At 29.8% G+C, this 10,773-nt stretch carries 12 protein-coding genes; 4 read left to right on the forward strand and 8 right to left on the reverse strand.

The features are described 5' to 3' along the window. The coding region (locus CLOBL_RS25380; RefSeq protein WP_143323960.1) for a hypothetical protein at positions 1 to 190 on the forward strand (190 nt) is incomplete at its 5' end. 187 nt (positions 191 to 377) lie between these two features. On the opposite strand, the gene CLOBL_RS28270 is transcribed toward CLOBL_RS25380, so the two are convergent. The 3 genes from CLOBL_RS28270 to CLOBL_RS28275 all read right to left on the reverse strand — a co-directional run bounded on the left by CLOBL_RS28270 (position 378) and on the right by CLOBL_RS28275 (position 1,466). Continuing rightward, a complete protein-coding gene (locus CLOBL_RS28270) occupies positions 378 to 515 on the reverse strand; it encodes a CPC_1213 family protein (protein WP_009172556.1) in 138 nt (45 codons plus the stop codon). A gap of 157 nt (positions 516 to 672) precedes the next feature. Beyond that, positions 673 to 1,098: a UDP-N-acetylglucosamine pyrophosphorylase gene (locus tag CLOBL_RS25385; protein ID WP_077861549.1), complete on the reverse strand. Its 426-nt coding sequence runs from the start codon at positions 1,096 to 1,098 to the stop codon at positions 673 to 675. Positions 1,099 to 1,319: 221 nt separating this feature from the next. Beyond that, entirely contained in the window at positions 1,320 to 1,466 is a 147-nt protein-coding gene (locus CLOBL_RS28275; protein WP_179117839.1) for a hypothetical protein, read from the reverse strand. A gap of 376 nt (positions 1,467 to 1,842) precedes the next feature. On the opposite strand from CLOBL_RS28275, the gene CLOBL_RS25390 reads away from it, so the two are divergent. Then, the gene (locus CLOBL_RS25390; RefSeq protein ID WP_009172559.1) at positions 1,843 to 2,235 is read left to right on the forward strand and encodes a MerR family transcriptional regulator; all 393 of its coding nucleotides are present in this window, start codon (positions 1,843 to 1,845) and stop codon (positions 2,233 to 2,235) included. 96 nt (positions 2,236 to 2,331) lie between these two features. On the opposite strand, the gene CLOBL_RS25395 is transcribed toward CLOBL_RS25390, so the two are convergent. From CLOBL_RS25395 to CLOBL_RS25405, 3 genes are read right to left on the reverse strand one after another with little or no spacing between them, the layout of a single operon-like run. Next, positions 2,332 to 3,876 (reverse strand): DHA2 family efflux MFS transporter permease subunit, encoded by a 1,545-nt coding sequence (locus tag CLOBL_RS25395; protein ID WP_077861550.1) that lies wholly within the window; start codon positions 3,874 to 3,876, stop codon positions 2,332 to 2,334. Between the two features lie 14 nt (positions 3,877 to 3,890). Further along, the gene (locus CLOBL_RS25400; RefSeq protein WP_077861551.1) at positions 3,891 to 4,544 is read right to left on the reverse strand and encodes an HlyD family efflux transporter periplasmic adaptor subunit; all 654 of its coding nucleotides are present in this window, start codon (positions 4,542 to 4,544) and stop codon (positions 3,891 to 3,893) included. 14 nt (positions 4,545 to 4,558) lie between these two features. Further along, entirely contained in the window at positions 4,559 to 5,545 is a 987-nt protein-coding gene (locus tag CLOBL_RS25405) for an efflux RND transporter periplasmic adaptor subunit (RefSeq protein ID WP_077861552.1), read from the reverse strand. A 284-nt stretch (positions 5,546 to 5,829) separates the two neighbouring features. On the opposite strand from CLOBL_RS25405, the gene CLOBL_RS25410 reads away from it, so the two are divergent. Further along, positions 5,830 to 6,405 carry a TetR/AcrR family transcriptional regulator C-terminal domain-containing protein gene (locus CLOBL_RS25410; protein WP_009172563.1) on the forward strand — a complete coding sequence of 192 codons (576 nt, stop codon included), beginning with the start codon at positions 5,830 to 5,832 and terminating at the stop codon, positions 6,403 to 6,405. A gap of 106 nt (positions 6,406 to 6,511) precedes the next feature. On the opposite strand, the gene CLOBL_RS25415 is transcribed toward CLOBL_RS25410, so the two are convergent. Both CLOBL_RS25415 and CLOBL_RS25420 read right to left on the reverse strand, forming a co-directional pair. Next, positions 6,512 to 7,270 carry a LytTR family DNA-binding domain-containing protein gene (locus CLOBL_RS25415; RefSeq protein WP_077861553.1) on the reverse strand — a complete coding sequence of 253 codons (759 nt, stop codon included), beginning with the start codon at positions 7,268 to 7,270 and terminating at the stop codon, positions 6,512 to 6,514. A 20-nt stretch (positions 7,271 to 7,290) separates the two neighbouring features. Further along, entirely contained in the window at positions 7,291 to 8,484 is a 1,194-nt protein-coding gene (locus CLOBL_RS25420) for a LytS/YhcK type 5TM receptor domain-containing protein (RefSeq protein WP_077861554.1), read from the reverse strand. Positions 8,485 to 8,835: 351 nt separating this feature from the next. Here CLOBL_RS25420 and CLOBL_RS25425 point away from each other — a divergent pair, with 351 nt between their 5' ends. Next, a complete protein-coding gene (locus CLOBL_RS25425) occupies positions 8,836 to 10,629 on the forward strand; it encodes a carbon starvation protein A (protein WP_077861555.1) in 1,794 nt (597 codons plus the stop codon). Positions 10,630 to 10,773: the final 144 nt, after the last annotated feature.

A 10,773-nucleotide genomic window follows, 5' to 3' on the forward strand; every position in this document is an offset into this window, starting at 1 on the left:
AATAATTGCTCATAGATTGAGTACAATTATGAAATGTGACAGGATATATGTTATGGATAATGGAGAAATAGTAGAAGAAGGTAATCATAAAGAGTTGTTGAAAAAAAAGGGATATTATTATAGGTTATGGAGAGGACAAAGTATTGAAGAACCTGATAAAATTATCTCAGTACCCTTAATAGAGCAATGAGACTGTCGCACTAAATTAGTGCACAGCTCTTTTTACGTAAAAAATAAATCCTAGGCACAATATAGTTAAAATTTATGTAAAAACCCAAAAAGGAACTATCGCTAACGGATTTAGATCCGTAATATGCAACAGCCCTTATACAAAAAATGCTTTTATTAATAAGAAGTTTACTTATACAATTATCATTTTAATCAAAAGTTTTGGGAATAAATTCAGAATCTTTAGCCTTAGGTTCCCCAAAAACTGCTTTTACACTTTCAGCCTGTGGATTATGATTTAATGTTTTATGCTTATTTGTATGTTTTCTTTTCATACCATTATCCATTTATATCACACTCCTAATCCTATAAATCTTAATATAAACTTATATACTATCTATAAATAACCATATTTATAGCTTCTTTATGTTGACTTTATCAGCTATCTAAATAATAGTATGTACTTTTAATATTATTTTATACGAAATAATACTCTTCTAAAATTTAATCTTCTATTATTTTTTTTATTTCATCTATTGGAGCTTTTATTGTAAAAATAATATCTTCATCAATTTTTAATTTGCTCTCATTTTCATTTATCTTTATTTGATTAATAGTTAAATTATTGGAACGAAGTTCCTTATATCTTGTGCTTGATATATTTACACTAAATTTTTTATCCTTACTTCCAGTGATTTTTACAATTGTTCCGTTTTCATTAAGTTCGTTTTTAATATTTATATCTATAATATTATCTTTTCCTCCGCAGCCAGCCTTTATATCACCAGGAACTTTTAATAGGCTTGTTTCACCAGTAATTGTCATCCACCCACCGCTCAAATTAAGTTTAATCAGTACAGTTAATTTATATCTTTCTTCTAATTTTTTTAAAACTTTACCTAATTCATATACATTTAATTCTAATTCCATCTTAACCTCCTAATTTAGCATATATTTCATTTTATCATAAATAGATTTACATATAATCAATATATTGCACAATATTTATACACTCATTAATTTATCATAGCGGATTTAAATAATAAAATCATTAATTTTAATTATCAATACTAAAAATATTAATAATATTAAATTTAAATATATATTAAAAGGACATATCAAATATTCTTTTGATATATCCTTTTCTATTTTTATAAGTGATCTTTTTCCTTATGTGGAGGTGCACCTATTTTTTTACCATCAATAATTCCAAGATCAGAATTGCCTTTAGGATCCATTTTTCTTCTTTCTGCATTGGATTTAGGTCTATCTTTCATTCTACTTTTGTTATTATCCATTTGCATCACCTCATTTATTAGGTTATACATTTCATCTCATTTTATACTTATGTTCTTTATTATTTTTACGAAAATACGTTTAATTAGTTTTAGGCACATGAAAATAAATAACAGGTCCAAAGTTGACATGGATATTTTTCATCAGGCAAGAAATTTCCCTCATAGTGGGCCTATTAGGTAAATTTGCTGCCATAGGATGATGGAAAATAAGCTGGCAAATGGACTTGTTATTTATTGGATTGTGCCTTATACCTTATTCTTCTGAAGTTAATACAAAATTGCTTTTTACATAACTTTAAATTTGAATTTACAATTCGTAACTATTAGAGTATACTCTAACTTATAAAATAAAAAATGAAAGAAAGGAATATAGATCATGGGATACAGTATTGCTGAAGTTTCTGAAAAAACTCATCTAACACCACACACACTTAGATATTATGAAAAAGAAGGCTTATTACCTTTTGTAGAACGTAGTGATTCAGGTAACAGAAATTTTAAAGAAGAAGACTTAGAAATGTTAGAGCTTATTTGCTGCCTAAAAAATACAGGAATGCCATTAAAGAAAATTAAAGACTATATTCAATTATGTATCCAAGGTAATAGTACTGTTGAAATTCGTAGAGAGATATTTCTAAAACATAGAGAAGATGTCTTAAATCAAATGGCTGAATTACAGAAAAATCTTGATAAAATTAACTGTAAAATTGATCATTATGATTCTGTTTACAATAAATACAGACAAGTCATTCAAAGAGCAGCTAAGTAAAATTTTTTTCACCTTTAAAAATAAAAAAATATATTTAAGCATATTATGTTATTTTTCAAAGAATATAACATAATATGCTTCAGTAAAAATTCCCCACTAAAATGTGGCTTCTATTTTTTCTTTGGGTTTACTTCTCATAAATATAACTAAAAGCAATCCTATTCCAGTTGCAACAGTTGCTCCTGAAATAGCATAATCTATCCCATCAACATAAGCCTGCCTATAAATAAATTGAGTAATTGTATATATTGTTGTACTATTTGCATCAACTTGTGAATATCCGTTTTGAGTATATAAACCTATAATTTGATTAATAACTCCACTTGCTGCTATGTTAAATGGTGTTATCTGTTCTGACAATCTTTCATAATTCAAATCACATCTACTCTGTATCATAGTTGTCATAATTGTCACCCCTAAGGCTCCTGCAATCTGCTTAATCGTATTGTTTAGAGAAGATGCTTGTCCTGCAAGCTTAAGGTCAACAGCATTTAAACCAAATGTTGTTACAGGCATGAAGGAAAGTCCTATTCCTATACTACGTGCTGTCATTATTGTCTCTATATAAATCTTACTCGTATCGACATCTATAAATGCCAGTTTATATGAAGTAACCATTAGCAATGCTACTCCAATGATACATGGAATTTTCGCACCAATTTTATCAAAAAGCTTGCCACTGATAGGCATCATAAGTGCTTGTCCAAGTGCAGATGGCAATAAAATTATCCCTGTCTCCATAGCCGTATACCCTCTTATGTTTTCTAAAAATACAGGCATAACGTACATTCCTCCCATCAATGCAAACATTAATATACTTTGGATTATTTGACTTATTCCAAAATCAAAATTTTTTAAGACACGTAATTCCATTAATGGGTTTTCATTACCTAATTCATTTATTATAAATAGTATTGCACAAAAAGTTCCAACCACTATTAAAAGCGGATTTTTTATATCTTCCCAATCTATATTCGCCCCTTCACCTAGAACATATAATATACTAACCATAGCTATAGTAGAGGTTATAAATCCAATATAATCAAACTTTTTAACTATATTTTTTCCAGTATCTTTTAATAAAATTAATGCCATAAATGTTCCTATTATGCCTATTGGAACATTTATATAAAATATTATTCTCCAATCAAGCTTCTCAATGATATATCCTCCAAGAGTTGGTCCTATTGCTGGAGCTGATAACGCCGCGATTCCCCATACCCCTATTGCAGTTCCTCTCTCCTTAGCTGGAATCGCCTGCATCATCATCGTCATACTCACCGGCATTATCATACCTCCTCCTAAAGCCTGTATAATCCGAAATACTATCATAGCTCCATTGCTCCAAGAGAGACCACATAAAAATGATCCTATAGTAAAAGTTGCAATAGCAAATACAAATAATTTCTTTGTTCCAAAAATTTCACTAATATATCCGGTAACCGGTACTACAGCACCTAAAGTAAGTGTGTAGGCTGTTAATATCCATTTAACATCCTCTAATGATGTACCGAATACTGACATTATTTTAGGAATTGCTATATTAACAATACTAGTATCTAATGAAGCCATAAAAGAACCTATTATTAACACAGTTATCATGGACCATTTATTAGAAGTGTCTTTTGTTTTCTCCTCCATAATATTGCCCTCCATTATCTTATATGAATTTTAATAACTGCATTAGTACCCGGCAGCAACTCATTATCAGCTTTATCAATTTCAATCTTGACTGGAATTTTTTGAACTACTTTTGTAAATGTGCCACTGGCTGACGATGGAAGAATTGAGAATGTAGAGTTTGCCGCTTCCCCTACATAATTTACTTTTCCTTCAAATAATTTTCCTTCAATTTGATCTATTGAAATATCTACAGGTTGTCCTTCTTTTATTCTTCCTAATTTGGTTTCCTCTATATTTGCAGTAATATATAACTTTTGTGGATCAACAATCATTGCAATAGATTGTCCCGCCGCTTCAATTTCGCCTATATTTCCAATTTTTTTAATGATAATACCGCTAATTGGTGCTCTTATTATGGATTGATCTACGCTTGAGTCTGGAAGGCTTCCCATTTCTTGTCTGCCTAAAATTTGATCTTGCAATACCCTATCTCCCTCCTCTATATTGAATTCAAGAAGTTTTCCTGAAATCTGCGGACTCACCTTAATAATATCTCCTGTAACTCTTGCATCATCTGTTGTAACAAAGTAAGCATTGTTATACCAGTAATAATATCCTATGCCTATAAGTGTTAGCAGCATAACTGCAAATACAGCAATCATTAACATCTTACGCTTTCTATTCATATAACTTTCACCTCCTATTCTTCTATTCCTACTTCAGCAAACATTCCTGGCTTTAAAAGTGGATCCTTCTCTTTAAATAAGACTTTTACCAAGACATTTTTGTTTTTAGAATCTACTATTGGATCTATTACTGATATTTCTCCATCGAACTCCTTGTCTGGCACTTCTGAAATTTTAATCTTGACTTCTTGATTAACAGACATTTTATTAATATATGTTGAAGGTACATATGCATTTATAATGATGGTATCTAAATTAACAATTGATAATAATGTAGTTCCAGCTGTAGCTAATTCCCCATCATTAATATTCTTAGCAGTAACAACTCCAGATATAGGAGAGTTGATTACTCCATTTTCTAATTGAACTTGTGCTGTATTTAGAGTTGCTTGTGCACTTTTTACTTGTGATTCTGCAATTGCTATACTTTCTGATGTTTCACCTTTATTTAACATATCTAAAGCTGCTTGTGCAGATTTATACGTAGCTTCTGCTGCTACTAAAGCTGTTTCACTTTGCTCAAGTGCTGACTTAGACATTCCTTCTGCATCGAAAATAACTTTATTTCTTTCATTAGTAGTTTTAACATTTTCATAATTTGCTTTAGCACTTTCAACTGCTGCCTCAGCTTCTTCTATTTGCTCAGGCCTCGACCCACTTTTAACCTTATTTAAATTTGCCTGAGCTACCTCTACTGCTGCCTGCGCCTGCTGAGCTTGAGCTTCCATATCCTTAGAATCCAAAGTAATTATTGAATCACCTTTACTTACTGCATCACCAACATCAACATTCATACTCGAAACTCTTGCATTAATTTTGGATGTTATGGCTGCACTTTCATCGGCTTCAACTTTGCCTGACATAAAATAATTTATCTTCTGATCTGGAATAATAGCGGTTTCATCAATAGTTGTATTGTTATTTTTATTATTACTACATCCACTTATATTTGAAGTAACTAATAACATCAAAACTATTATCCATAAAATACATTTTTTCATATTATTTTGCTCCTTTAATTATTATTAATCCTTCCTACAAGCTATATATTAATCGGCTTGTACTTTCCTTTCAATAATTAATGATAATGGTTATCATATCTTAACTTACATTTATTTATTATTTTGTTTGATAACTTATACATTTTAAAATATTGATTGTAAAAAATTTAATAAGATAGGCTATAAATTACTATTACTCCTCTATTCATTAGCTTTTTCCAAAATAAAGTTGTATAGTATAATTAGTATTAATTACCATTCAGTGCGAAATTCGAGGTGATCATATGTCAAATAAGCTTGATTTACGTGTATTAAAGACGCGAAAAAATATAAAAACATCGTTTGTTAACTTATTACTAGTTAAAGATTTTAAGGATATTACAATTCAAAATATCATAGATGAAGCATTGATAGGACGATCAACTTTTTATGATCATTATTACGATAAATACGATTTACTTACGCAATTGGTAGAAGAGACACTAGATGATTTTAGAATATTTATTAATAGTAGATTCATTTTAAAATCTCATGAAGATTTTATCTACTTTTTTTCAAACTTGATAGAATATTATTCAAAGCAGCGAAATGCATTCTTAGCATTATTAAAAGTCCATACTGAGTCTGTTGATTTATATAGAAGTTTGTTTAACATATTAAAGGACGGTTGTTCCTCATACTTTGATAATATAAACATTGAACTTAAATCTAAAATTCCCAAAGAATTCTTTTGCCGTATGTATGCTTCAACTGCTATTACTTCAATTCAATGGTATATAGAGAATGATGAAAAATATACTCCTGAATATCTAATGGAATCATTCGATACATTGAAAACATTGGTTTCCAGCTTACTTTAAAATATGATTCTCAATAATAAAAAACATTCATGAAAAATGTGTTCTCTTTTCATGAATGGTCTCTAATTTTTATTCATAATATTTAAAAATTGCATTATATTTTTCATTATAATCCTAAAGCCATTTTAACTTCCTTTACATGAGATCTACTTACTGGGATCTCATCTTTTTCGATATTATCCACTATTAATTTATAGGTTCCATTAAACCATGGATAAACTTCTTTCACCTTCTCAAGATTAACAATATAACTTCTATGACATCTGAAAAAATTAGTTTTCTCAGATAACTCCTGTAAGGTTTTTGACGTATAATAAATTTCCTTATCTGCTTTAATGTAATTTTTTTCTCCTTCAGAATAGCAAAATGAAATCTTATTAATATCAATGAGAATTATCCTTCCATTATTTTCGCACGGAATTCTTTTTAGACTTTTAGCCTGATCTAATTTATCTAATATGCATACAATATCATTTTCATTTTTACTATTGATGGTACTCAATGCACAATTTAATGATTCTATTATCCTCTTTTCATCATAAGGCTTTAATATATAATCATATATTTTAAGTTCAAATGCTTTTACCGCATAACTATCATATGCTGTTAGAAAAATTATAATTGTATCTGGTAACACTACTTTTATTTCTTCTGCTAACTCTACCCCACTTTTCCCTGGAATATTAATATCAATAAAAACAATTTCCGGCTCTTCACTTTCTATTAATTTTAATGCACTTATTCCATCATATGCTTGTCCTGTAACTCTGAATCGGCTATCCTTTGATACTATATATTTGAGTTCATCATTAGATATTTTCTCATCCTCAACTATTATTATTTTGATTTGATCTAATAATCTCAATTTAATCCCCTCCACTATATTTATCTCGGAATATAAAAGTTAACATTGCTGCCACTATTTGAACTTGCTATGTTTAATTTGCATTCATCTCCATACAAAAGCTTAAGTCTGTTATTTACATTTTTAAGTCCAATTCCTGTAGATGCTGATTTCTCTGTATATTCAAATCCAACTCCATTATCACTAATTTCAATATAAATTTTATCTTCACTATCACTAATAGAAATTGATACTTCTCCTCCATCAATTTTTTTTAAGATGCCGTGTTTAATAGCGTTTTCTACAATTGGTTGAAGTAAAAGTATTGGGAATTTTATATTTAGCAGATTTTCATCTATTGAGAATTTCACCAATAATCTATTTGAAAATCTAGCTTGTTCAATTGATACGTATGCTTTAATTAACTTTAATTCTTTCTCCAATGTAGAAAAATCCCCCTCTATTTCTAAGGTGCTTCTAAAATAATTAGAAAGGTTTAGTATTAAATCTTTTGCTTTTTCACCATCAGTTCTGCAATAAGCACTGATAACATTGAGAGAATTAAACAAAAAATGCGGCTCTATCTGTGCTTTCAAGGCTTTTAATTCTGCTACTTTATTTTCTTCTTTTAATTTAATTAAGTTAACCTCATCATCAACTAATCTTTTTGAACTTTTAATTGCAGTAATTATTAAAAAAACTCCTATTGGATTTATAATTATCATGGATAGAGCTATTGTTTTTTCAAGTTCTATTGCTGCATTTAGATCACTTGAAAATATTAAAATAATAATCATTTGAGTAACTTCAGCTATTACTGCTGCTAATCCTGCAATCAATGGACTTAATCTTTGTTTCTTAAATAATAGCCTAAAACTTCCTCCAATTGCGCCTTCCACAACCGTTGATAGAGAACAAGCTAAGGCTGTAAATCCTCCAAAAGAATATCTATGTAATCCACTTATACATCCTACTATTATTCCAATACTCGGCCCTCCTAAATATCCTGCTACTATTGCTCCAATAGGTCTGCTGTTAGCTAATGAATTATCAGTAATGTATATACCAAAATAAGTTCCCAAAATAGCTAGTATTGAAAATATAATGATAATGATTGCCTTATCCTTACGATCATACTTATCTTTTACTAAATGTTTCATAATACTAGTCTGTAAGATAATAAATGTAAACACTGTTATAAGTGCCATCTTTTCTAACATATTTAACATTAACATACTATTCCACCCTTTATTCGTTTACAGTTAGTGAAGAAAATCTCTATAGAAATTTCTTCATTAAATCTCATAATCACCAATTCTTAGTTCTTAACTGGTTTACTTTTTAATAATTCATTAGTAATAATAATTACAGGTTATATATACAACTAATAATCCTACTTTTATTATACTATGCTATAATAAAATCTCAAATTTTACTTTATTATGTATTATATTACTGCTAGTCACCCCAATATTTTGCTACTTTATCTTTAAAATATGATATTTCACCTATAATATATACTTATCATAACCTTTAGCTGATAAATTATATTAAAAGAAAACATTTACAATAAAGGGGATGTAAATATGAATTCAATTGTTTTAGTAATTATAGGTGCATTAATTTTAATTCTTGGGTATAGACTTTACGGTGCTTTCATTGCTGCAAAGGTATTAGCTTTAGATGAAACTAAAAAAGTTCCATCTGAGATATATGCTGATGGAAAAGATTATGTACCAACAAATAAGTGGGTGCTTTTAGGCCATCACTTTGCTGCTATTGCAGGTGCTGGACCTCTTATTGGTCCAGTTCTAGCAGCGCAATTCGGATATCTTCCTGGAGCCCTATGGATATTAATTGGTTCTGTTGCTGCAGGAGCAGTACACGATATAGTAATGCTTTTTGCGTCAGTGAGGTTTGATGGTGAATCTATAGCTGAAATTGCAAAGCGTACTTTAGGAAAAAGAATTGGTTTCATAACTTCTATTTCTGTTATTTTTATTCTTATAATTACAATGGCAGGTCTTGGCTTACCAGTCGTTAATTCTCTTTATAACAGTCCTTGGGGAACCTTCACTGTTGGTGCTACTATTCCAATTGCCATATTTGTAGGTATATATTTAAAATACATCAGACCTGGCAAAATAGCTGAAGCAACTGTGATAGGAATGGTATTAATAATGCTTGCTGTTATCTTTGGTCCACAAATTGAAGGAACAGCTCTTGGGCATTTTTTAACTCTTGATATTAAGCAATTATCAGTAATACTAGTTATATACGGTTTCTGCGCTGCTGCTTTACCTGTATGGTTATTATTATTACCTCGTGATTATTTAAGTACTTATATGAAACTCGGAGTAATAGGAGCTTTAGTTGTTGGAATAGTATTAGTTAGACCTAATTTGCAAATGCCTGCAATAACTCAATATGTTAGCGGTGGTGGTCCTGTTGTAAATGGTAAAGTATTTCCATTTTTATTTATAACAATAGCTTGTGGAGCACTTTCTGGTTTTCACTCACTCATAAGCACAGGTACTACTCCAAAATTGATTAAAAATGAAAAAGATATCCTTCCAATAGGCTATGGTTCGATGCTCCTTGAAGCCTTTGTATCCTTAATGGCTTTGATTGCTGCTACTGCTCTACCTACTGCTGATTATTTTGCAATAAATTCTTTGCCTGATGTTTTTGCTAAATTAAATTTAGTTCCTCAAGATTTAGGAATGCTTGAAAGTCTTGTTGGTGAAACACTTGCTGGAAGACCTGGAGGTTCTGTATCTTTAGCTGTTGGTATGACATATGTATTTCATAATTTACCTGGTGCATCAACCCTAATGTCTTACTGGTATCATTTTTGCATAATGTTTGAAGCATTATTTATACTAACAACAATAGATTCAGGTACAAGAATAGGAAGATACTTATTACAAGATCTTTTTGGTAAAATGTACAAACCATTGGCTAATAGAAACTCAAAATTCAATCTTGTTTTCTTTAGTGCTTTAATGTCCATCACATGGGGATCATTGCTTTATAGCGGCAATATTTCGACTATCTGGCCATTATTTGGAGTAGCTAATCAAACACTTGCTGCAATAGCCTTTGCAATTGGTACATCTGTACTTATTGAAATGGGAAAGAATAAATATACTCCTATAACAATATTGCCTATGATATTTATTTCAATAACAACATCAACAGCTTCCATTGAGAATATATTTCAAAATTATATTCCAAACGGAAAGACTACTTTAACTGTTTTATCCTTTATAATACTTGTTATGCTAATCATTATTTTATACGAATGCATTAAATCTTGGATGAAAAACTGGAATAAATACTCTGATGATAAAATAACCGCTGCTAAAAATACTATATAGATAGCTTTGAATTTAGATTTATGTGGTAACTTACCGAAATCACATACATATTTATTCATAGGACTTATAAAATTTTCGCTGAAAAGTTATAAGTGAAAGGTTGCACCCATTTCTGCATGTTCCTCAAACAAGTTGAGGACAAGC

This window comes from Clostridium sp. BL-8 (assembly GCF_002006495.1).
GTDB lineage: Bacteria > Bacillota > Clostridia > Clostridiales > Clostridiaceae > Clostridium.